Here is a 20,726-nt window from a genome sequence, read left to right on the forward strand (position 1 = left end):
GGTTGCCGGTAGGGAGGGGCGGTGCCGCCGGAGTGATACGCGTCAGGATTCGAGCAGCCGGCGCAGGTGGGCTCCGACGGCCGACGTCTCGATCAGGAACCCGTCGTGCCCGAAGTCGCTCGCGAGCACCACGGCGCGATCGCCGTCGAGGGTGTTCGGGATGCCGCGGGCGATGCGGTGCTGTCCGTCGATGGGGAAGAGACGGTCGCTGTCGATGCCCAGCACGAGCGCCGTGGCCGTGACGAGCGACAGCGCGTCCTCGACGCCGCCGCGATCGCGGCCGACGTCGTGCGAGTTCATCGCCTCGACGAGCGTGATGTACGAGTTGGCGTCGAAGCGGCGCGTGAACTTGTTGCCGTGGAAGTCGAGGTACGACTCGACGGCGAAGCGTCCGCCGTGGCCGAGCGGACTGACGCCGGACTGCCACGAGCGCTGGAACCGCTGGTTCAGCTCGGTGGGGGACCGGTAGTTCAGCAGTGCCATGCGGCGGGCCAGCGCGAGGCCGCGCGTCGGCCCGTCGCCGTCGCCCGCGTCGTAGTACTCGCCGCCCTGGAAGCGCGGGTCGATGCGGATGGCTTCGAGCTGCACCGAGTTCAGGGCGATCTGATCGGCGGTGTTGACCGGCGGCGACGACAGGATGCCGACGCGTGCGACCCGGTCGGGCAGACCCACCGCCCACTCCAGCGCGTGCATGCCGCCCATCGAACCGCCGATGACGGCGGCCCACACGTCGATGCCGAGCGCGTCGGCCAGCCGCACCTGCGCGGCGACCTGGTCGCGGATCGTCAGATACGGGAACCGCGAGGCCCATTCGTATCCGTCGGGACCGATGGACGCGGGCCCGGTCGAGCCCTGGCACCCGCCCAGCATGTTCGGCGCGATGACGAACCATCGGTCGGTGTCGATGGCGGCGCCGGGGCCGACGATGTCGTCCCACCAGCCGGACGTCGCGTGTCCGGCACCGGCCGGTCCGCGCACGTGGCTGTCGCCGGTGAGGGCGTGCAGCACCAGCACGGCGTTGTCGCGCGCGGCGTTGAGCTCGCCCCACGTCTCGTAGGCCAGCCGGTACGCGGGCAGCTCGCGCCCCTGCTCGGTGCGGAACGACCCGAACGCCGCGAACCTGCGGTCGCCGAGCGGGTCGCCGTCGCGCCACGCGCCCGTCGCCGGCGGACGCCCCAGCAGCTGCCGGGCGTCGGCCTCCGTCACCGGTGCGCTCGGCACCGTGTCTTCGGAGGTCTGCCAGTCCATTCGTCCATTCTCTCGTGAGTTGCGCGGGACGCCTCGCGCGTTACGGACCTTCGGCCGGAATGAGGGATGCCTCGGCCCGACGTCGCACGTCGGGCCGAGGCATCCGGTCCCTGAGGAGGGGTCTTAGGCGCGAGCGGCCTCCGACACGCGGCGTGCCGCGGCGAGCGCCTGCTCGAGGTCGGCCTTGAGGTCGTCGATGTTCTCGAGACCCACCGACAGGCGCACGAGGCCGGGCGTGACGCCCGTCGTGAGCTGCTGCTCGGGGGTGAGCTGCGAGTGGGTCGTCGATGCCGGGTGGATGACGAGCGAGCGCACATCGCCGATGTTGGCGAGGTGGCTGAAGAGCTCCAGCGAGTTCACGAACTCGCGGCCCGCCTCGACACCGCCCTTGAGCTCGAACGACAGCACGGCGCCGACGCCCTTCGGCGCGTACTGGTTGGCTGCGGCGTACCAGGGCGACGTGGGCAGGCCCGAGTAGTTCACCGACGCGACGTCGGCGTGGTTCTCCAGCCACTCGGCGATCTCCTGCGCGTTCTGCACGTGACGCTCGACGCGCAGCGACAGGGTCTCGATGCCCTGGATGAGCAGCCAGGCGCTGTTCGGGGCGATCGCGGCGCCGAGGTCGCGCAGCAGCTGCACGCGGGCCTTGATGATGTACGCGAGACCGTCGCCGACGGCCGCCGTGTAGGACGCGCCGTGGTACGAGGGGTCCGGAACGGTCAGGCCGGGGAACTTGTCGACGTTCTTCGACCACTCGAAGCTGCCGCCGTCGACGATCACGCCGCCGATCGTGGTGCCGTGACCGCCGAGGAACTTCGTGGCCGAGTGGATCACGATGTCGGCGCCGTGCTCGAACGGACGGATGAGATACGGGGTCGCGATCGTGTTGTCGACGATGAGCGGCACGCCGCTCTCGTGGGCGATGTCGGCGACGGTGCGGATGTCGAGCACGTTGATCTTCGGGTTGCCGATCGTCTCGGCGAAGAAGAGCTTCGTGTTCGGGCGCACCGCGCGGCGCCACTCCTCGGCGTCGTCCTGGTTCTCGACGAAGGTGACCTCGATGCCGAGCTTGGCGAGCGTGTACTTGAACAGGTTGTACGTGCCGCCGTAGATCGAGCTCGACGCGACGAAGTGGTCGCCCGCCTCGGCGATGTTGAGGATCGCGAACGTCGACGCAGCCTGGCCGCTGGCCAGCAGCAGCGCCCCGGTGCCGCCCTCGAGCGCGGCGAGGCGCTCCTCGACGACCGCCTGGGTCGGGTTCTGGATGCGCGTGTAGATGTTGCCGAACTCGGCCAGCGCGAACAGGTTCGCGGCATGGTCGGCGTTGTCGAACACGTACGACGTGGTCTGGTAGATCGGCGTGGCCCGAGCCTTGGTGACCGGGTCGGGCTGCGCGCCCGAATGGATCTGCTTGGTCTCGAAACGCCAGTTCTCGGAAGCGGCCATGGCTGTCTCCTGCGGGTCGTGTGCCGGGTCGGATTCCCGGTGGTGGATGCCGGGTGCACATCCTCCCGACGCGTTCGAGAGTACGGATCGCCCCCGCTTGTCAACAACGCGGGGGAAATGTGACGTCACACTCGCCGGCCCTCGCGCGGCTAGCGTGGAGGGCATGACGACCAGACGTGCAGTGGTGACCGGGGCGAGCTCGGGGATCGGCGAGGCGGCAGCGCGCGCGTTGCGCGCGAGCGGCTGGGACGTGGTGGCAGTGGCGCGGCGCGCCGACCGGCTCGCCGCGCTCGAGGCCGAGACCGGCGCCGTCGCGTTCGCGGCCGACCTCACCGCGGACGCCGACATCGCGGCGCTCGCCGAGTTCCTGGCGGGATCGGGCGCCGTCCACGCCCTCGTCCACGTCGCCGGCGGCGCGCGCGGCACCGACAGGGTCGAGGACGGCCGCGTCGAGGACTGGCGCTGGATGTTCGAGGCCAACGTGCTCTCGGCGCAGCGCCTCGTCGCTGCACTTCTGCCGCAGCTGCGGCGGGCGGCCGCTGCCGACGGTCACGCCGACACGCTGTTCGTCACCTCCACGGCCGCACAGGCCGCGTACGCGGGCGGCGCTGGCTACAACGCCGCGAAGGCGGGGGAGTCGATGCTCGCCCACGCGCTGCGGCTGGAGCTCAACGGCGAGCCGATCCGCGTGATCGAGGTCGCCCCGGGCATGGTGTACACGCCCGAGTTCGCGCTCAACCGCCTCGGCGGCGACAGCGCGGCCGCGAGCCGCGTGTACGAGGGCGTCGAGAACCCGCTGACCGGCGAGGATGTGGCCGACGTCATCGCGTACGCCCTCAACGCCCCGGGGCACGTGAACCTCGACCTCATCACGATGCGACCCGTCGCGCAGTCCGCGCACTTCCTGCTCGCGCGCGGCGAGCTGCGCCCCCGACTCGACGAGGACTGATCGATGGCGATGACGCTGGCCGAGCTGGCCGAGGCCGGCCTCATGGATCCGGGGTGGTCGACCGCGCTCGAGCCCGTCGGGCCCGACATCGCGGCACTCGGCGAACGGCTGCGCGGCGAGGTCGCCGCGGGCCGGCACTACCTTCCGGCAGGGGACCGCGTCCTGCGCGCCTTCCAACGGCCGCTGAGCGACGTCAAAGTGCTGATCGTCGGGCAGGACCCCTATCCGACGCCCGGGCACCCGATCGGACTGTCGTTCGCGGTGGACGCGCACGTGCGTCCGCTGCCGCGCAGCCTGTCGAACATCTACCAGGAGCTCGAGGCCGACCTCGGCATCCCCCGCGCACCGCACGGCGACCTGACGGCGTGGAGCGATCAGGGCGTCATGCTGCTGAACCGCGTGCTGACGGTCGCGCCCGGGGCCCCGGCATCCCATCGCGGCTGGGGGTGGGAGAAGGTCACCGAGCACGCGATCCGCACCCTCGTCGCGCGCGACCGTCCGCTGGTCGCGATCCTGTGGGGGAGGGATGCCGCGAACCTGCGTCCGCTGCTCGGCCGGACGCCGATCATCGAGTCGGCGCATCCGTCGCCGCTGTCGGCCAGCCGGGGGTTCTTCGGCTCGAAGCCGTTCTCGCGCACGAACGAGCTGCTCGCGCGGCAGGGCGCCGCGCCGGTGGCCTGGGCGCTGCCGGCGATGACGACAACGGAGCTGCCGGCCTGATCGGTCGGAGGACCGCATGCTCGAAGAGGAATACGACAAGGACAAGCGGGTTCTGCCGCAGCATCTGCGCCGCCGGCCGGAGCCTGAGCGTCCGTTCGCGTACACGATCCGGCCCGTCGAGGACCGGGATCTGCCCGACATCCGCGAGATCTACAACCACTACGTCACCAACTCCGTCGTGACCTTCGACGAGGACATCTGGTCGGTCAAGCAGTGGCGCGCCAAGCGCGATCACCTCGCGAAGCTCGGCCTGCCGTTCCTCGTCGCCGAGTCGCCCGGCGGGCAGGTGCTCGGCTACGCGCTCGTGCAGCCGATGTCGAGCAAGTCCGCGTACCGCTACTCCGTCGAGAACTCGATCTACCTCGGCCAGGCGGCCACCGGCAAGGGGCTCGGCCGGGCGCTGCTCGAGGCGCTCATCGCCGCGAGCGAGGCGGCCGGCATCCGCCAGATGGTCGCGGTGATCAGCGACAAGGGCGCGGAGGGATCGGTCGCCCTGCACGAGCGGCTCGGCTTCGTCGAGGTCGGGCGCATGGGCCGTGTCGGCTTCAAGTTCGGACGCTGGCTGGGTGTGATCTACCTGCAGAAAGCACTCACGCCGGTGAAGAAGGGTGGCGCGAAGAAGGGACTGTTCGGCCGCTGATTCGGCGGGGCCGGTCAGCGCCCGCCGAGCCCGCTGCCGCGGGACGCGCTGCCGTCGCCGCGGCGGTTCCAGTCGCGCACGGCATCGACGAGCTCGCGCCACGCGCCGACCAGCTCGTCGTCCACGAGCTCCGCTTCACGGGCGTCGGCGCCGGTCCAGGTCGCCCGGATCCACCACGTGAACCCGTCCGCGACCGGCGTGCGGTCGTCCGGGTGCGCCGGCGGAGCAGGCGGTGCGGCATCCCTGTCCTCGTCGGCGACCGATGCGCCGGCGCCGGCGTCGGCCCACGGGCAGCGGTCGATGAGCGAGATCCACTCCGACGCCTCGGTCTCGTCCGGCTGAGCCGACCAGCGACGAGTGATGCCGGCGATGCCGCCCGAGCGGGCGACATCGACCTCGACCGCGGGCTGCGCGGCGGGTTCAGGCAGGGGACTGTGCGTCATCCGGGATCACGCCGACGCCCGCCCACCCGGCGCGGACGGCGTCGACCTCCTCCGACTTCTCACCGTACTCCGCGGCTGCGGCGGTCAGGGTGGCGCGGGCGAACGCGGCGAAGTCGGCGGTATGCGACAGCGTGCCTGCGGTGAGCGTCCGGTACCAGATCAGTCCGGCGCGTTCCCAGGCATGCCCGCCCAGAGTCATGGCGACGAGGTAGAACGCGTGGTTGGGGATGCCGGAGTTGATGTGCACGCCGCCGTTGTCGTCCCGGGTCTTCACGAAGCCGCTCATGTGCGCCGGCTGCGGGTCCTTGCCGAGCACGTCGTCGTCGTACGCGGTGCCGGGCGCCGCCATCGAGCGCAGCGCGGAACCTTGGACGGCGTCGGTGAAGATCCCCTCGCCGATGAGCCACGACGCCTGCGCGGCGGTGTGACCGGCCTGATGCTGCTCGGCGAGGGCGCCGAAGACGTCGGCGATCGACTCGTTGAGCGCACCGGACTGGTCGCGGTACACGAGCCCGCCCGAATCCTCGACGACACCGTGCGCGAGCTCGTGCGCGATGACGCTCAGCGACCCGGTGAACCCCGAGAAGACGTCGTCGTCGCCGTCGCCGAACACCATGCGCTCGCCGTTCCAGAAGGCGTTGTCATAGTCACGGCCGTAGTGCACGGTGGCCAGGAGCGACCCGCCCGTGCCGTCGATGCTGTCGCGCTGGTAGGCGTCCCACCAGAAGTCGAAGGTCGCGCCGAGCCCGTCGTATGCCTCGTCGACGGCGGAGTCGCCGCCGGCAGGGTCGCCTTCGCCCCGCACCCGCACGCCGGGCACGACCTCGCGATGCTGCGCGTCCGAGATCTCGCGGTCGGGCGCAGGCGTCGTCTCGGCGACCAGCACCCCCGGCTCTTCGATCGACAGTCGCAGCCGCGAGCGCACAGGGGTGTACTCCCGCGGCGCCGCGAGGGTGCGCTGCGCCGCGTCTGCCGCGCGCGCCCAACTGCCCTCTTGAACGGCCGCGATGCGGGCGAGCAGGTACGGCGGCACGATTCCGGGGCTCATCATGCTCTGAACCTAGCCCCGGCCGCCGACGTCGGCGCCGACCCGCGCCGATGCTCAGTCGCCCGTCGCGCCGGTCGCGTCGATGACCGGGATGGATGCGAGCAGCCGGCGCGTGTACGAGACCTGGGGCTGCAGCAGGACCTTCTCGGTCGGACCCTCTTCGACGATGCGGCCGTCCTTCATGACGACGACCTCGTCGCACAGGCTCTGCACGACGCCGATGTCATGCGACACCATGACGAATGTGAGGCCGTCGCGGACGCGCAGTTCGCCGAGCAGCTCGAGGATCTGCGCGCGCACCGTGACGTCGAGGGCCGACAGCGGCTCGTCGCCCACGAGCACACGCGGCCGGTGGACGATGGCGCGGGCGAGGGCGATGCGCTGGCGCTGCCCGCCCGAGAACTCGTGCGGGAAGCGGTCCGCCATGTCGGCGTCGAGACCGACGTCCACCAGCACGTCGCGCACCCGCGCGCGGCGGTCGCCGTCGATCCCGAGCGCCCACAGCGGCTCGCCCACGAGGCGGCCGACGCTCATGCGCGGGTCGAGCGAGGCGTAGGGGTCCTGGAACACGATGCCCGTCTCGCGGCGCAGCCAGTGCAGCGCACGCGCCGAGGCGCGCGCGTCGACCGGCCGGCCGTCGAACTCGACGGTCCCCGACGTCGGGGCGTCCAGCCCCAGCAGCAGCCGCACGAGCGTGGACTTGCCCGAGCCGGACTCGCCGATGATCCCGACCGACGTGCCCTCGCGCACGTCGAGGTCGGCGTCCTCCAGCCCCGTCGTGAAGCTCTTCTTCTCGAAGAGATGGGTTCTGGGCACGGGGTAGCGGCGAGTCAGTCCGCGCGCCTGGATCAGCGTCATGGCCGGCCTCCGGGTCGCCAGAGTGTGGCGGTCGCGTCGCGCAGCAGTCCCTGCGTGACGGGGGATGCCGGCGCCGTGAGCAGCTGTGAGACCGGCGCCGCCTCGACCACGCGCCCGTGCTCGAGCACGACGCCGTGCGTCGCGATCTGCGACAGCACGGCCAGGTCGTGCGTGATGAACACGAGCGACATGCCGTCGTCGCGCACGAGTCCGCGCAGCAGGTCGAGGATCTCGGCCTGGATCGTCACATCGAGGGCCGTGGTGGGCTCGTCGGCGATGAGCAGGCGCGGCCGGCAGGCGAGCGCCATCGCGATGGCGACGCGCTGCCGCTGGCCGCCCGAGAGCTGGTGCGGGTAGCGGCCCACGATGCGGTCGGGGTCGGGCAGCGCCACCCGTGCCGCCTCCGCGACCGCGCGCGCCGCGGCATCCCGCTTCGACAGTCCCTCGTGGATCCGCACCGACTCGGCGATCTGCCGGCCGACGGTACGGATGGGGTTGAGCGCGGTGCGCGGCTCCTGGAACACGATGCCGATCTCGTCGCCCCGCAGCTCGGCGAGCTCGCGATCGGGCAGCCCCAGGATCTCGCGCCCGTTCCAGCGGACGCTGCCCTGGGCCTCGGCGCCGTCGGGCAGGAGCCCGAGGATCGCCAGCGCGGTGAGCGACTTGCCCGAGCCGGACTCGCCGATGAGTCCCACCCGTGCGCCGTCGGGCACCGCGAACGTCACCCCGTCGACGACGCGACGGCCGTCGATGTCGACCGTCAGCTCCTGCACTTCGAGGCTCATGCGACGACCTCCGGCACGTGCAGCCGCGCACGACGAGTGGCGAAGGGGCTGCGCGAGAGCGTCGGGTCGGTCGCCTCGCGCAGCGCGTCGCCGAGCAGGTTCAGGCCGAGCACGGTGAACGTGATGGCCAGGCCAGGCCACACCACCGACAGCGGATGCAGCTGGATGAACTGCTGCAGCTGCGCCAGCAGCAGACCCCATGACGGCTCGGTCACGGGGGCGCCGAACCCGAGATACGACAGCCCCGCCTCAGCGAGCACGGCGACCGCCATGCCCCACGACAGCTGCACGATGAACACCGGCGCCACGTTGGGCAGCAGGTGCCGCCACAGGTTCTGCGCGGGGGTGAGTCCGGACGCGCGCCCCGCGAGCACGAAGTCGCTGTGCAGGACCCGTCGCAGCTCGGGTCGGGTCACGCGCGCGATGTTGACGCCGAACCCGATGCCGACCGCCCAGATGACCACCCACAGCGAGCCGCCCCAGACGGCCGAGATCATCATGGCGATGAGCAGCACCGGGAACGCGATCAGGATGTCGACGAGCACCGCCACCGACTCGCGCACCCACCGCACGGTCAGCGCGCCCAGCGCCGCCAGCGCGATCCCGATCACCGTCGCGACGACCCCGGCGCCGACCGCGACGAACACCGTCGTGCGCGCCCCCGCCATGAGCAGCGAGAGGATGTCGCGTCCCGTCGCGTCGGTGCCCAGCAGGTGCGGCCAGCCAGGGGGCGCCCACCGGTTCGCGATGTCGACCTGCTGCGGGTCGAACGGCGTCCAGAACCGCGCCACGAGGGCGGTCAGCGCCACCACGATCACCACGATGAGGCCGAAACGCCCCGTCGACAGGGCCCACAGCCGGGCCAGCCAGGCCCAGCGTGAACGACGTCGGGACGACGTGGATGCCGCGCGCACAGCATCCATCGCCGTCTTGGTCGCGGGGGTCGTCGAGGGGCTCATGCGGCCTCCCGCTGCCGGGGATCGATGAGGCGGTGGACGAGGTCGACCACGAAGCCGACGATCAGCACGAACCCCGTGAGTGCGAGCAGCTCGCCCTGCACCTTCGGCAGGTCGCGCGCGGCGACGTCGGCGACGAGCATGCGCCCGATGCCGGGGAGCGAGAACAGCTGCTCGATGACGACGGCGCCCACGATGATCCCGGCGACCTGCAGGCCCAGGACGGTGATGACCGACAGCCCGACGACCGGAAGGCCGTGGCGGATGAGTGCCGCGTCACGAGTGAGGCCCTTCGCCGCGGCGGTGCGCACGAAATCCTGGCCGACCGCCTGCAGCGTCGCACTGCGCACGAAGCGCAGGAGCATGGCGCCCTCGACGATGCCGATCGTGAGGGCCGGCAGGATGAGCGACTGGAACGCCGTCGCGGGGTCGCTCCACCCGGCGCGGGGGAAGCCCTGCGCGGGAAGCCACCCGAGCCACACCGCGAACACCACGACGAGCATCATGCCCGCCCACACCACCGGGACCGCGGCGAGGGTCTGCGAGCCGACGCTCAGCGCCGTCCCGTCGGCGTGCCCGCGACGCATCGCCGACAGCACGCCGAGCGGCACGCTGATGACGATCGCGACGATCAGCGACATGACGCCCAGGGGCACCGTCACCTGCGCCTTCTGCGCCAGTTCGTCGATGACGGGGGTGCCCGTCAGCAGCGACGTGCCGAGATCGCCGCGCAGCACGCCGCCGAGCCACTCCAGGTACTGCACCGGCAGCGGACGATCCAGTCCGAGATTCTCGCGGATCGCGGCGATCTGGTCAGGGCTGCTGTTGACGCCGCCGATCAGCTGCGCGACGTCGCCGGGCAGCACCCGCAGGGTGAGGAAGATGAGCACGCTGGCCACGAGCAGCCCGAGCAGAAGCAGGGCGAAGCGGGTCAGCGTGTACCGGATCACCCGTTGCTCTTGGCGATGTCGGCGAGGTCGAGGCGCTCGTTCACGTTGATCGAGGGCATACCGGTGATGTTAGTGCCGACCGCGACGACGGATGCGCCGTTGTACAGCCAGTCGGCGCCGGCGTCCTCGGACACGATGCGTGCCGCCTGCGAGAGCAGGTCGGCCGCCTTGGCCTCGTCCGTCGCCGCCAGCGACTTCTCGTACAGTGACTGCACCTCGGGGTTGTCGTAGGTGAAGTAGTAGTCCGGGTCCGCCCAGTTCTCGAAGTCGCGGGCCTCGGTGTGCAGCACGAAGCTGAGCTCGTAGTCGTGGTTCGTGTACACGTCCGTGAGCCATGTCGAGAAGTCGACCGAGTTGACCTCGAGCGTGATCCCCACCTCGTTGAGGTCCGACACCAGGATCTGCGGGATCGTCGTCGAGTAGAAGTTGGGGATCGTGAGCGTCAGCTCGAGGTCCTCTTCGCCGGCCTCCTTCAGGAGCTTCTTGGCGGCATCGGGGTCGTAGGGCGCGACCTCCGACAGGTCGCGGTAGCCGGGGTCGAGCGACGGGATGGGCCCGTAGAGTGTCTCGCCCGACGCCATCGCCTCGATGAAGGCGTCGTGGTCGATCGCCTGGCGGATCGCCTGCCGCACGCGCTTGTCGGCCAGCGGGCCGGTGGTCTGGTTGAAGGCGAGGGTGCCCTTGTCGGTCGACTTGCCGAGCACGAGCGAGAAATCGCCGCTCTTCTCGACCTGGTCCTTGAGATTCGCGTCGAAGCCGGTCACGACGTCGACCTCGTTCGCGAGCACGGCGTTGAGGGCGGCCTGGTTGTCGGGGATGTAGTCGAACACGACCTCGCCGACCTGCGCCTTGTCGCCCCAGTACGCGTCGTTGCGGGCGAAGGTGATGCTGTCGCCCTGCGACCAGTTCTTCAGCACGAACGGACCGGTGCCGTTCGCCTTCGTCTTGTAGTCGACGGTGTCGCTCTCTTTGAGGATGATCCCGGCACGGCCGGTGAGGTTCCACAGCAGGCTCGAATCCGGCTCCGAGAGCGTCAGGGTGACGTTCTGGCCGTCGGCGGCGATGGTCGACACGTGCGAGAGGGCACCGCCGATGATCTCGCCCGTGGTCGGATCGGTCACGTCGGCGTCGACCCAGCCCGGCGTGCTCTTGTGCGCGGTGAGCGACCACACGACGTCCTGCGGCGTCAGCGGCTGGCCGTCGTGGAACGTGACGCCCTCGCGCACCGTGAAGGTGTAGGTGAGGCCGTCGGGCGAGACGGTCCAGTCGCTCGCGAGCGAGGCGACGATGTCCTGCTCGGGCGTGCGCGCCACGATGCCCTGGTAGATGTTGTCGACCAGGATCTGATCCAGTGCCGAGCCCGCCGTCTGACGGATGTCGAGGTTTCCGGGCTCGAGGACGAGGCGGATCGCCACCGACGCATCGGGATCGGGCTTGCCGGTCGCGGTGGGGGTCGAGTCGCCGCCGCCGCCCGCGGTGCAGGCGGTGAGGGCGAGGGCGCCGGCGGCGATGAGGGCTGCTGCGGCGAGAGCGGTACGGCGGAGCATGGGGGTCCTTTCGGGCGGGGTCCCGAGTGGGGTGCAGGGCGTCGGCCGTGAAGTGGGCTCGGCCGTCGCGGGTTACAGCCTAGGGATATCGCGGTGCCTCGCGACAACCCACTACCCGGAACGCAACAGAACCGTGAAGGCTTCCCGTTCGGTCATCCCGCGGTCGCGATCGTGCGCAGCCGTGCGCCGAGGTCGAGCGGGACGTCCTCCTGCACGTTGTGTCCCGAATCGACCTCGACGAGGGCGGCAGCGGGCACCCGACGGGCGAACTCGGCGGCATCCTCGTCGGTCAGATAGCCGCGCGAGCCCCGGATCAGCGTCGTCGGGGCGGTGATCCCCGCGAGATCCTGCCAGCCGGACTCGCCGAGCACCGCGGCGACGGCGTCCTGCTGCCTGCCCGCAGCGGCGGCCGCCACGGGATCGCTCGACAGCGCGTTGGCGAGGTGGGCGAAGTGGTGCTTCCACTCGACGCGCCCGTCGGGGCGGATGCGCGAGTTGAAGAACACGCCCCGCGCAGCCTTGCGTCGTGTGCCGCCGCCGAGGCCGAACGAGATCGCCCGGTCGACCAGTTCGTCGCGCGACGCCCAGTCGACGGGACCCGCGAAGAACCGGCGGATCTGGCTGGCGCCGCCGTCGGGGTCCAGGCCGGGCGTGATGTCGATCACGACGAGCTCGCGGACGAGATCCGGACGGGATGCCGCCACCGCCGCCGCGGTGAGACCGCCGAGCGACTGCCCCACCAGCACCTGCGGGCTCTCGGTCCATGCGTCGATGCCCGCGGCGACATCTGGCGCCATCACCCGGGCCACGTACGCGACGTCGTCGCGCCAGGAGGAGTCGCCGTGGCCGGGCAGGTCGATCGCGAGCGCCGGAAGACCGAGCGCGAGGATCGTCGTGTCCCAGGTGTGGGCGTTGAGGCCGGCCCCGTGGAGGAAGGTCACGACCGGCGCCGTGTCCGGCGCATCCGCCGGGGCGTAGCGCAGTGCGCTCAGCGCGCGGCCGTCGTCGAGCGTGAGCGTGAGGCGCTCGCCGCGGGGGACGGCGGCGATGTCGAGCCCGGCCTCTTCGGCCTGCTCCGGAAGGAAAGAGAACTCGTCGATGGGGTCGCTCACCCGCTCATCATGCCGCACCGCCCGTGCTGCAGGTCGCGCGGACGGTGGCCGTCGGTAGTCTGGCGTCATGACGGCAGAACACCGCGTGCACCTCTCGCGAGCGGCCCGGCCCGCCTACCAGTCGCTCGCGGCCTTCTCGAAGACCGTGGGCGACATCGCGGCAGAGAACGGCATCGACGACCGCCTCAAAGAGCTCGTGCAGATCCATGCGTCGCAGCTCAACGGGTGCGCGTACTGCGTGCGGGTGCACGTGGAGCGGGCGGTGGCCGCCGATGTCTCGGCGGATGTCATCGCCCAGCTCGCGGTGTGGCGCGATTCCGGCGTGTTCACCGACCGGGAGAGGGCCGCGCTCGAACTGGCCGAGGCGTACGTGTTCATCCACGACGAAGGCGTGCCCGACGAGGTGTACGACCGCGTCGGCAGCGTGCTGAGCGAGAAGGAGTACGTCGCGCTCAGCTGGATCCTCGTCTCGATCAATGCGTTCAACCGCATCGCGATCGCGGGCCGCTACGGCGTCCCGCCCCGCGACGACCTCGCCGGCGAAGACAAGGACGCCGCGCGAGGCAAGGCCTGGTGACGTCACCGGCGCCCGGGCCCGACCCGGTCGTCCCCGGGGCCGTCAACCTGCGCGACGTCGGCGGCCTGCCCGCGGGCGCAGCCGTCACGCGGCACGGCGTGCTGTTCCGGTCGGGCAATCTCGCACGGCTCGACCCCGGGGGCACCAGAGCCCTCGCCGAGTTGCGGCTGCGCCGCATCATCGATCTGCGCGCCGACGACGAGGTGCTCCGCGAGCCGAGCCGCCTCGACGGCGTCGAGGCGGTCACGCAGCGTGTGCCGCTGTTCCTCGGCTCGGTCGAGTCGTTCTTCCGTGACGATCTGAGCCTCGACGAGATGTACCGGCACCTGGTCGACGACTCGTCCGGGGGAGTCGTCGACGTCGTGCGCGGCATCCTCGCTGATCAGCCGGTGCTGGTGCACTGCACTGTCGGCAAGGATCGCACCGGCGTGACGGTGGCGCTGACCCTCGCGGCGGCCGGTGTCGACACCGATGCCGTGGTGTCCGATTACGCCCGCACCGAGGGGCTGCTTCCCGAGTACCGCAACCGGCGCGTGGTCGAGATGCTGCGGGCGATGCATCCCGAGGCGCGGCACCTCGAAGACCTCGCGACGCGGTCGCCCGCGCCCGTGATGCGCGCGCTCCTCGACGACGTGACCCGTCGCTACGGCTCTGCCGCCGAGTACCTGCGCGCGCACGGCATGACCGGCGACGAGCTCGACGAGCTGCGGCGGGTGCTGCTGCGGAGATCCTGAGGACGCGGCATCCCTTGGTGTCACCGTGTTTCGCGGTGAGGTAAGGCAACCCTTGCTATGGGGTATCCTGAAGGGGTCATGCCCCACATCTCCCCGTCGCAGCCGGCCGTGCACAACGCATCGGCGTGCCGTGCGTCCCGTCACACGCGCGTGCAGCACCTGATCACGGCCGACGAATCGTCGCTGGCCGAGCTCGAGGCCGTGCTGGCGACGCTGCCGATCTGCTCGACGGGTCGCGTCTTCATCGAGATCCCGGATGCCTCGTGGCGGGCCGACATCGTCGCCCCGAGCCGCATGGTCGTGACGTGGCTGGACCGCTCGCAGCGCTCCGGCGCTCCGGGCACGGGCCGCAGCTGCGCGTCGGGCGAGGCGCTCACGCGCGCCGTCACCGCCTGGGCCGACGAGATGCTGTGCGCAGCGGACGACCAGACCCGCATCCACCTGCTGGGCGGCTACCTCGGCACCGCAGACATCGTCGACCACCTCGTGGGTCTCGGCATCCGGCCCGAGTCGATCCACGCCCCCGAGCAGTACGGCCTGACGACCGCCCGCTGACCGTCCGGCCGCACGCCCGTCCCTCACCCCTCCCGCATCGCTCCCACCTTTTCCTCGTTCATCCGTCACAGATGCACGCGGAAGCAGCGAAACGGCGTACATCTGTGACGGATGAACCATGGGGGCAGTGCGCTCGGTACAGTCGTGCGCATGACGCAGACCGCCGCCGTGCCCGCCGCCTCGACCGTCGACCCGCGCGATCTGCGCATGCCGGTGTGGGTCGTCGTGTGGCTCACGATCTCGGCCGTGATCCAGACCTACGACGCCTGCTACGTGCTGCTCGGGCCCCTCTCGCACGCCGGGGGACCGCTCGCGGGATTCTGGCCTGGTCACGTGTTCTACGGCACGTTCGATCACCGCTACGGCCAGTTCGACGCGTTCGGCAGCGCGCAGAGCTGGGCGAACCTCATCGAGGTCGTCTTCATCGTGTGGGCGCTGTTCCACGCCAAGAAATGGTCGGGCGTCGTCGTCGGCCTGATCGTGACGGTCGCGACGTTCTGGAAGACGGTCATCTACTTCCTCGTCGAGGCCTCCAGCGGATTGGAGATGACGCGACAGTCGCTCGAGCGCGGTGATCTCGTCGGCTTCCTCATGGTCGCGGTGCTGCCGAACCTGTTCTGGATCGTGTTCCCGCTCGCGGTCGTGATCGTGCTCGGGCGCCAGGTCTACCGCGTGGGCCGAGCGGCGGTGGCGCCGGCGGCGTGACTCAGACCGCGCCGCGCGGCACGTAGTTGCCGTCTTCGAGCCCGGCCTCGATCTCGAACCGGTTGCGCAGCGGGTCGCGTCCGGCGAACAGGTACAGCAGCGGCATCAAGAAGCCGTACCGCTGCCACTGGCGCTTGTGCACGGCCTCGTGCCGCAGCAGCGCCGGGGTGAGCGTGTTGTCGCCGGTGAGGAAGCATCCGCCCACGCACGATCCGCCACGGGGGAACGTCCAGGCGGGCATCCCGCGGAACACCCAGAGCCCCTCGCGCTGATCGACGCGCCCGACGCTCCACAGCGATCCCCAGACCCAGCCGACGGTGCAGCCGTACCAGTAGCCGACGCGGCTGATCGGCGAGTCGAGCAGGAACGACGGGATGAGCCGGTCGATCCGCCGCCCTCGGATCACCGCGCGTTCGGCTGCGGCGCGCCAGCCGACGGGCGGCGTCGGGATCGGGCTCACGCGGTCACCCCGATCACGCTCGTGACCCCGTTCATGCCAACACCGAGATGACGCGCAGGATCGCGCCGAGGTCGTCGTTCGCGGCGGACGCCGACGCAGGGGAGTACCCGGCGAGCGAGGCTCCGACCAGCGGCACGCGTGCCCGCAGCGCCGACACCGCGGCGGTGAGCTCTGCGACCGTCACTCCGAACGGCTCGGGGTGGGCGTTGCCGGCGATCTCGGCCGGGTCGAGCGCATCGATGTCGACGTGGACGTAGACGGCGTCGGCGCCGGTGGCGAGCACCGCGTCGGCGAGGGCCTCCGCGTCGCGCAGCGCCTCGACGGTGAGCGCCGAGATGCCGCGCTCGGTCACGACGTCGAGCTCGGGGTCGTCGAACGAGCGCGCGCCGCCGACGACCACGCGCCCGGGGGCCACGGTGCCCTCCGGCAGCGAGAGGCCGGGCTCGCCGTCGCCGATGACGGCGCGCAGCACCATGCCCGCGAACGCGCCGGAGGGCGAAGAGTCGGGCGAGTTGAGGTCGGGGTGGGCGTCGATCCACACGACCGCGAGCCCCGGGGCGCGTCGTGCGGCGTGGGCGATCGGCGCGAGTGCGATGCCGCAGTCGCCGCCGATCGTCAGCACGGCCTCGTCGGGGGCGGCGGCGTGGTGCGCGTCCAGCGCTTCGGCCACGAGCCCGTGCACCCGCTGCAGGGCGCTGAGCCGATGGATGCCGCTTCCCAGCGACTCTCCGGCCTCCATCGGCACCTCGAGCACCGTGGTGGCCGCTCGCGGCAGGTCGCCGGCGATGGCCTGTGCGCCGTCGATCAACTGCATCGCCCGCGACGAGGGACTGCCCTGCCACTGCGGGACCACGAGGTATCGCGTCATCCCCTCATCTTCCCGCAGACCACGGCCGCCGGCATCCGAATCCCGCCACGCCGACGGCGAACGCGCGAGACGCGGAAGGGCGCCGGGCCCAGACGGACCCGGCGCCCTCTCGCGTCACGGCAGGATCACTGGCCGATGGCGGCCTGCGACGACGAGCCGCCGGTCTTCAGCGCGGCCAGGCGCGCCTCGACCTCGGTGAGCTCGCCGACGTCCTCGAGGGCGTTGAACTGTGCGTCGAGGGTGGATGCCGCGAGCTCCTGCTTGCCGGCGGCGAGGGCCTCCTGGCGGCGGACCTTGTCTTCGAAGCGGCCCAGCTCGCTGGTCGGGTCGAGCACGTCGATCGACTTGACCGCGTCGTGGACCTTGTTCTGGGCCTCGGCCGTCTTGGTACGGGCGAGAAGCTCGGAGCGCTTGGCCTTCAGCTGCTCCAGCTTCTGCTTCATGCCATTGAGGCCCTCCTTCAGCTTGTCGACGACCTCGTTCTGCGTCGCGATGGTCGGCGCGATCGCCTTCGCCTCGTTCTCTTCCGAGATCTGGCGCTGCAGCGCGATCTTGGCGAGGTTGTCGAACTTGTCGGCGTCGGTCGTGTTGCCGGCCGTGCGCAGCTCGTCGGCCTTGCGGCTGGCCGCGAGAGCCTTGTTGCCCCACTCGGCGGCCGCCTGCACGTCCTCCTGGTGGTCGCGCTCGAGAAGGCGCAGGTTGCCGATCGTCTCGGCGATGGCCGACTCGGCGTCGGCGATCGAGTTGGTGTAGTCGCGGACCAGCTGGTCGAGCATCTTCTGCGGGTCCTCGGCGGAGTCGAGGAGCGCGTTGATGTTCGCCTTCATGAGGGTCGAGATGCGACCGAAGATGGACTGCTTCGCCATCGGTTTTCCTTTCATCGGACTTCAGGTCAGGTCAGTGAGGATCAGGGATGCCGCGGCCTCTGCCGCCGGCAGGTCGAGCGTGCGGGTCAGAAGCGCCCACCCCCTCGTCGTGCGCGGGTGCCTCCGCCGCCGAAGCTGCCGGGGCGCATGCCGCCGCCACCGCCGCGGGAGCCGCCGCCGAACATCCCGCCCATGCCGCCCATCCCGCCGGAGGAGCGTCCGCCGCCCCCGCCGCTGAGCAGCGAGTTGATGACGATGCCGCCGAGCACCGCTCCCAGCATGCCGTTGCCGCCGCCGGACTGTCCGCCACCCATGCCGCCCATGCCGCCGAACGAGCCGACGTCGTTCTGCGCGAGCTGGATCGCCTGCGCGGCGAGCTGGTCGGCGCGCTGCGCCTGCTGCATCGCCTGCTGCGGGTCGGACGCCTGCAGCGCCTGCGCCCGGGCGAGCGAGGCGCCGGCCTCGGCGAGCCGGGTGCGCGCGTCGGCGCCGACCGCGCCGCGTCGGGCGGTGATGTAGTCCTCGGCTGCCGAGACCTGCGCCTGGGCCTGCATCATGACCTGGCCGACCATCTGGCGTGCGCGCTCGGCCTGGGCCGCGGCATCCCGCACGCCCTTCATGAGCGCGTCGATCTGCTCGTTCGCCGCCTCGAGGGTCTGCAGCGCGACGAGGGGCCGCTTGGCGGTGCCGACGAGCTGGGTGCGGGCGGTCTCGAGCTGCTGCTTCGTCGAGGCGACCACGCCGGCGACGCGGCCGTCGGCGTCCGGCAGCGCCGAGGCTGCGGCGATGTCGGCCTCGAGCTCGGTGACCAGGGCGGCGGCGTTGCGCTCGCCGGCCGCGAGGTCGTCGGCGAGCTTGTCGATCGCGTTCTCGAGCAGTGTCGCCTGCGCGACGGCCTCTTCCGCCGCGCGGATGCCGACCGCGGCCTCGCCGCCGTCGCCCGCGCCGATCGCCGCCTGCGCGGCGGTCAGCTGCTCGTCCGCGAAGGCGAGGCGCTGCTGCGCCTGGGCCGGGTTGTCGGCGATGGTCGCGAGAGCCTCGGGCGCGTACGAGCTCTGCAGCTCGCGCAGGCGTGCGGTGGCCTGATCGAGGGATGCCGCGGCCGTCGACCGCTCGTCCTGCACGCGTCGCAGCGCCTCGGGGGCGTTCTGCTCCAGCTTGCGCAGCTCGTCGAACGCGGCGGCCTTCTCGTCGAGCAGGGCGTTGGCGGCCTCGCACAGCGCGATGATGCGCTCGTTCCAGGCGCGCGTCTCTTCCGGCGAGTCGGGGATCTCGTCATCGAGCTTCTGCTTGAGGCCGAACGCCTCGTCCAGACCCTGCTGCGAGCTGGCGATGGCTGCCTCGAACTCGGTGGTGGCGGCATCCCCGAACTGCGCCTTGGCGAACCCGAGCTCCTGCGCACTGGTCTTGAGGGCGTCGTCGGTCTGCACGAGCAGCGACGAGGCGTGCCGCTGGAGTTCTTCGATGCTCACCTGCGGGGCGCCGGCGGGGCCGCCGTTGGCGCCCGTGACAGCGCCCTTCTTGCGGCGCCGCAGGAACATCACCAGCAGCAGGATCGCGACGCCCACGACGACGATGACGAGCAGCCACGTGAACCAGGAGGCTCCGCCGCTCGCCTCGCCCGAACCGGCGCCGGACCCGCCGGCCTTGGCGTCGGTGAGACCGTCGGCGGCAGCATCCACCGCTCCCACCCAGTCGTCGTCGCGCAGGGCGGGCTGGATCTGCGACTGCTCGATGGTGCCGAGCTGCTCTTCGGTGATGGGCCCCGCGGAATCGCCGGAGAGGTAGAACTGCCGGCCCTCGGTCGCGACGGCGAGCAGGTACTGGGTCGGACCGAGCCCGTTGTCTTTCGCGGTCTGATTGGCCCAGTCCGCCGAGCTCGAAGGGTCGGTGAACTCGTCGACGAAGACCACCCACATGTCGAGTCCGGTCTCGCTCTTGAGCTGTTCGAGGCGGCTCTCCGCCTCGGCCTCTTCGGACGACGAGAGCACATCGGCGTCATCGAGCACATAGGTGTTGCCGAGAGTGACCGGGGCCGTGGCCGCCGCTGCTCCGCCGATCGCCGTGACCGCGATGACCGCAGCTGACACGAGCGCTGCAGTCCATCGCAGACGCATCGAAACCCCCTTCGGGACGCCGTCCCCTTGCGGCGAGTCTATTCAGCCGCGCCGACGTGACGGTAGCCGAGAGCCCCGTCCCCACGTGTGTGTTCGCCGAGAACGTACGTTCTCGGCGAGCGACCACGGTATCCGCGCAGACGACGGGGTCGTTCGGCGAGAACCCGCGTCGTCGATGCCGGTAGACGAGGTCGGGTGGGCGAAGGGGCCGGGTCGCTCCCGGCCGGAGCGGGCGGGACCGGGTAGCGTTTCGGCTTCGGAGGACGACGATGGACGATCGCTACGGCGCCGACGTGCTGGCCAAGGGGTGGAAGGGCCACGGGGTGCGCGAGCTGCCTCGGGTGGCGGCATCCCGCGATCTGGTCGTGGAGGTCGCCGACGACGGCTTCTGCGGCGCCGTGGTCGACGTCACCGGCGGCATGGTCGAGTTGGAGGACCGCCTCGGCCGGCGCCGGATGTTCCCGCTGGGCGCGGGGTTCCTCATCGACGGTCGCGACGTCGTGCTCGGGCCGCCCGCCGCGGCACCGGTCGCGAAGGGACCGCAGCGCACCGCCTCGGGCTCGTACGCCGCAGCGGACGCGCGTGCCCGCACGGCGCGTGCGAGCCGCATCTTCGTCGAGGGCAGGCATGATGCCGAGCTCGTCGAGAAGGTGTGGGGCGACGACCTGCGCGCCGAGGGCGTCGTCGTGGAGTACCTGCAGGGCATCGATCTGCTCGATGCCGCACTCGACGAGGAGCCGCCGTCCGCGACCCGACGCTACGGCGTGCTCGTGGACCACCTCGTACCGGGATCCAAAGAGACCCGCATCGCGGACACCATCAGGCGAGGCCGCCACGGCGCCCACCTGCTGATCGTCGGACACCCCTGGATCGACGTCTGGCAGTGCGTGACGCCCCGCGCGATGGGCATCGAGCGCTGGCCCGATGTCCCGCGCGGCATCGAGTTCAAGGTCGGCGTGTGCCGCGCCCTGGGCTGGCCGGCGCGCGACCAGGCCGACCTCGCCCGCGCGTGGCAGCGCATCCTGTCGCGTGTGACGACCTATCGCGACCTCGAGCCCGCATTCCTCGGCCGCGTGGAAGAGCTGATCGACTTCGTCACCGCCCCGGCGTGAGGTGAGGGATGCCGGCGGTCTGGGACCGGC

The 20,726-nt window shown here is 71.3% G+C and carries 22 protein-coding genes; 8 read left to right on the top strand and 14 right to left on the bottom strand.

The genetic code is table 11. The features are described from left to right. Positions 1–42 precede the first annotated feature (42 nt). Together metX and IF188_RS16620 are read right to left on the bottom strand one after the other, a co-directional pair. Positions 43–1,248, bottom strand: a complete 1,206-nt coding sequence (metX, locus tag IF188_RS16615) for a homoserine O-acetyltransferase MetX (protein WP_191172923.1) — start codon at positions 1,246–1,248, stop codon at positions 43–45. A 123-nt stretch (positions 1,249–1,371) separates the two neighbouring features. Then, the gene (locus IF188_RS16620; RefSeq protein WP_191172924.1) at positions 1,372–2,694 is read right to left on the bottom strand and encodes a bifunctional o-acetylhomoserine/o-acetylserine sulfhydrylase; all 1,323 of its coding nucleotides are present in this window, start codon (positions 2,692–2,694) and stop codon (positions 1,372–1,374) included. Positions 2,695–2,857: 163 nt separating this feature from the next. Here IF188_RS16620 and IF188_RS16625 point away from each other — a divergent pair, with 163 nt between their 5' ends. From IF188_RS16625 to IF188_RS16635, 3 genes are read left to right on the top strand one after another with little or no spacing between them, the layout of a single operon-like run. Then, positions 2,858–3,643, top strand: a complete 786-nt coding sequence (locus IF188_RS16625; protein WP_191172925.1) for an SDR family oxidoreductase — start codon at positions 2,858–2,860, stop codon at positions 3,641–3,643. Positions 3,644–3,646: 3 nt separating this feature from the next. Continuing rightward, positions 3,647–4,363, top strand: a complete 717-nt coding sequence (locus tag IF188_RS16630; RefSeq protein WP_191172926.1) for a uracil-DNA glycosylase — start codon at positions 3,647–3,649, stop codon at positions 4,361–4,363. A gap of 16 nt (positions 4,364–4,379) precedes the next feature. Next, positions 4,380–5,003 carry a GNAT family N-acetyltransferase gene (locus IF188_RS16635; RefSeq protein ID WP_191172927.1) on the top strand — a complete coding sequence of 208 codons (624 nt, stop codon included), beginning with the start codon at positions 4,380–4,382 and terminating at the stop codon, positions 5,001–5,003. A 14-nt stretch (positions 5,004–5,017) separates the two neighbouring features. On the opposite strand, the gene IF188_RS16640 is transcribed toward IF188_RS16635, so the two are convergent. The 8 genes from IF188_RS16640 to IF188_RS16675 form a co-directional block, all read right to left on the bottom strand. Further along, on the bottom strand, positions 5,018–5,446 hold the full coding sequence (locus IF188_RS16640; RefSeq protein ID WP_191172928.1) for a hypothetical protein: 429 nt from the start codon (positions 5,444–5,446) through the stop codon (positions 5,018–5,020). Continuing rightward, entirely contained in the window at positions 5,424–6,494 is a 1,071-nt protein-coding gene (locus tag IF188_RS16645) for a M4 family metallopeptidase (RefSeq protein ID WP_191173009.1), read from the bottom strand. The genes IF188_RS16640 and IF188_RS16645 overlap by 23 nt, the downstream gene beginning before the upstream one ends. Before the next feature lie 54 nt (positions 6,495–6,548). Beyond that, positions 6,549–7,352, bottom strand: a complete 804-nt coding sequence (locus IF188_RS16650) for an ATP-binding cassette domain-containing protein (RefSeq protein WP_191172929.1) — start codon at positions 7,350–7,352, stop codon at positions 6,549–6,551. Beyond that, positions 7,349–8,137, bottom strand: coding sequence for an ATP-binding cassette domain-containing protein (locus IF188_RS16655; RefSeq protein ID WP_191172930.1), 789 nt, complete (start codon positions 8,135–8,137; stop codon positions 7,349–7,351). Before IF188_RS16655 ends, IF188_RS16650 begins: the two co-directional genes overlap by 4 nt. Continuing rightward, positions 8,134–9,060, bottom strand: coding sequence for an ABC transporter permease (locus IF188_RS16660; RefSeq protein WP_191173010.1), 927 nt, complete (start codon positions 9,058–9,060; stop codon positions 8,134–8,136). The genes IF188_RS16655 and IF188_RS16660 overlap by 4 nt, the downstream gene beginning before the upstream one ends. A gap of 32 nt (positions 9,061–9,092) precedes the next feature. Continuing rightward, positions 9,093–10,043: an ABC transporter permease gene (locus tag IF188_RS16665; protein ID WP_191172931.1), complete on the bottom strand. Its 951-nt coding sequence runs from the start codon at positions 10,041–10,043 to the stop codon at positions 9,093–9,095. Beyond that, positions 10,040–11,590, bottom strand: a complete 1,551-nt coding sequence (locus tag IF188_RS16670; protein WP_191172932.1) for an ABC transporter substrate-binding protein — start codon at positions 11,588–11,590, stop codon at positions 10,040–10,042. Before IF188_RS16670 ends, IF188_RS16665 begins: the two co-directional genes overlap by 4 nt. Before the next feature lie 152 nt (positions 11,591–11,742). After that, a complete protein-coding gene (locus tag IF188_RS16675) occupies positions 11,743–12,702 on the bottom strand; it encodes an alpha/beta fold hydrolase (RefSeq protein WP_318152914.1) in 960 nt (319 codons plus the stop codon). 67 nt (positions 12,703–12,769) lie between these two features. On the opposite strand from IF188_RS16675, the gene IF188_RS16680 reads away from it, so the two are divergent. From IF188_RS16680 to IF188_RS16695, 4 genes are all read left to right on the top strand, one after another. Beyond that, positions 12,770–13,279, top strand: a complete 510-nt coding sequence (locus tag IF188_RS16680; RefSeq protein ID WP_191172934.1) for a carboxymuconolactone decarboxylase family protein — start codon at positions 12,770–12,772, stop codon at positions 13,277–13,279. Further along, the gene (locus IF188_RS16685; RefSeq protein WP_191172935.1) at positions 13,276–14,013 is read left to right on the top strand and encodes a tyrosine-protein phosphatase; all 738 of its coding nucleotides are present in this window, start codon (positions 13,276–13,278) and stop codon (positions 14,011–14,013) included. The genes IF188_RS16680 and IF188_RS16685 overlap by 4 nt, the downstream gene beginning before the upstream one ends. Positions 14,014–14,091: 78 nt before the next feature. Next, a complete protein-coding gene (locus IF188_RS16690) occupies positions 14,092–14,568 on the top strand; it encodes an SIP domain-containing protein (RefSeq protein WP_191172936.1) in 477 nt (158 codons plus the stop codon). Between the two features lie 150 nt (positions 14,569–14,718). Next, a complete protein-coding gene (locus IF188_RS16695; RefSeq protein WP_191172937.1) occupies positions 14,719–15,273 on the top strand; it encodes a hypothetical protein in 555 nt (184 codons plus the stop codon). 1 nt (position 15,274) lies between these two features. Here IF188_RS16695 and IF188_RS16700 read toward each other — a convergent pair whose 3' ends face one another. From IF188_RS16700 to IF188_RS20430, 4 genes are all read right to left on the bottom strand, one after another. Then, positions 15,275–15,733 (bottom strand): Fe-S oxidoreductase, encoded by a 459-nt coding sequence (locus tag IF188_RS16700; protein ID WP_191172938.1) that lies wholly within the window; start codon positions 15,731–15,733, stop codon positions 15,275–15,277. 31 nt (positions 15,734–15,764) lie between these two features. Beyond that, positions 15,765–16,601 carry an arginase family protein gene (locus IF188_RS16705; protein WP_191172939.1) on the bottom strand — a complete coding sequence of 279 codons (837 nt, stop codon included), beginning with the start codon at positions 16,599–16,601 and terminating at the stop codon, positions 15,765–15,767. Positions 16,602–16,726: 125 nt separating this feature from the next. After that, on the bottom strand, positions 16,727–17,467 hold the full coding sequence (locus IF188_RS16710; RefSeq protein WP_191172940.1) for a PspA/IM30 family protein: 741 nt from the start codon (positions 17,465–17,467) through the stop codon (positions 16,727–16,729). 86 nt (positions 17,468–17,553) lie between these two features. Further along, positions 17,554–19,584, bottom strand: a complete 2,031-nt coding sequence (locus IF188_RS20430) for a TPM domain-containing protein (protein ID WP_191172941.1) — start codon at positions 19,582–19,584, stop codon at positions 17,554–17,556. A 269-nt stretch (positions 19,585–19,853) separates the two neighbouring features. On the opposite strand from IF188_RS20430, the gene IF188_RS16720 reads away from it, so the two are divergent. Continuing rightward, positions 19,854–20,696 (top strand): DUF3097 family protein, encoded by an 843-nt coding sequence (locus tag IF188_RS16720; RefSeq protein WP_191172942.1) that lies wholly within the window; start codon positions 19,854–19,856, stop codon positions 20,694–20,696. Positions 20,697–20,726 lie beyond the last annotated feature (30 nt).

Origin of the sequence: Microbacterium helvum (assembly GCF_014779795.1) — a bacterium.
Lineage (GTDB): Bacteria > Actinomycetota > Actinomycetes > Actinomycetales > Microbacteriaceae > Microbacterium > Microbacterium helvum.

Excerpts from the sequence above, each read along its gene's own strand:
- IF188_RS16655 (WP_191172930.1), bottom strand. The coding sequence starts at position 8,137 with ATGAGCCTCGAAGTGCAGGAGCTGACGGTCGACATCGACGGCCGTCGC.
- IF188_RS16680 (WP_191172934.1), top strand. The coding sequence starts at position 12,770 with ATGACGGCAGAACACCGCGTGCACCTCTCGCGAGCGGCCCGGCCCGCC.
- metX (WP_191172923.1), bottom strand. The coding sequence starts at position 1,248 with ATGGACTGGCAGACCTCCGAAGACACGGTGCCGAGCGCACCGGTGACG.
- IF188_RS20430 (WP_191172941.1), bottom strand. The coding sequence starts at position 19,584 with ATGCGTCTGCGATGGACTGCAGCGCTCGTGTCAGCTGCGGTCATCGCG.
- IF188_RS16650 (WP_191172929.1), bottom strand. The coding sequence starts at position 7,352 with ATGACGCTGATCCAGGCGCGCGGACTGACTCGCCGCTACCCCGTGCCC.
- IF188_RS16720 (WP_191172942.1), top strand. The coding sequence starts at position 19,854 with ATGGACGATCGCTACGGCGCCGACGTGCTGGCCAAGGGGTGGAAGGGC.
- IF188_RS16640 (WP_191172928.1), bottom strand. The coding sequence starts at position 5,446 with ATGACGCACAGTCCCCTGCCTGAACCCGCCGCGCAGCCCGCGGTCGAG.
- IF188_RS16625 (WP_191172925.1), top strand. The coding sequence starts at position 2,858 with ATGACGACCAGACGTGCAGTGGTGACCGGGGCGAGCTCGGGGATCGGC.
- IF188_RS16705 (WP_191172939.1), bottom strand. The coding sequence starts at position 16,601 with ATGACGCGATACCTCGTGGTCCCGCAGTGGCAGGGCAGTCCCTCGTCG.
- IF188_RS16660 (WP_191173010.1), bottom strand. The coding sequence starts at position 9,060 with ATGGATGCTGTGCGCGCGGCATCCACGTCGTCCCGACGTCGTTCACGC.
- IF188_RS16630 (WP_191172926.1), top strand. The coding sequence starts at position 3,647 with ATGGCGATGACGCTGGCCGAGCTGGCCGAGGCCGGCCTCATGGATCCG.
- IF188_RS16695 (WP_191172937.1), top strand. The coding sequence starts at position 14,719 with ATGACGCAGACCGCCGCCGTGCCCGCCGCCTCGACCGTCGACCCGCGC.
- IF188_RS16710 (WP_191172940.1), bottom strand. The coding sequence starts at position 17,467 with ATGGCGAAGCAGTCCATCTTCGGTCGCATCTCGACCCTCATGAAGGCG.
- IF188_RS16635 (WP_191172927.1), top strand. The coding sequence starts at position 4,380 with ATGCTCGAAGAGGAATACGACAAGGACAAGCGGGTTCTGCCGCAGCAT.
- IF188_RS16690 (WP_191172936.1), top strand. The coding sequence starts at position 14,092 with ATGCCCCACATCTCCCCGTCGCAGCCGGCCGTGCACAACGCATCGGCG.
- IF188_RS16670 (WP_191172932.1), bottom strand. The coding sequence starts at position 11,590 with ATGCTCCGCCGTACCGCTCTCGCCGCAGCAGCCCTCATCGCCGCCGGC.
- IF188_RS16620 (WP_191172924.1), bottom strand. The coding sequence starts at position 2,694 with ATGGCCGCTTCCGAGAACTGGCGTTTCGAGACCAAGCAGATCCATTCG.
- IF188_RS16645 (WP_191173009.1), bottom strand. The coding sequence starts at position 6,494 with ATGAGCCCCGGAATCGTGCCGCCGTACCTGCTCGCCCGCATCGCGGCC.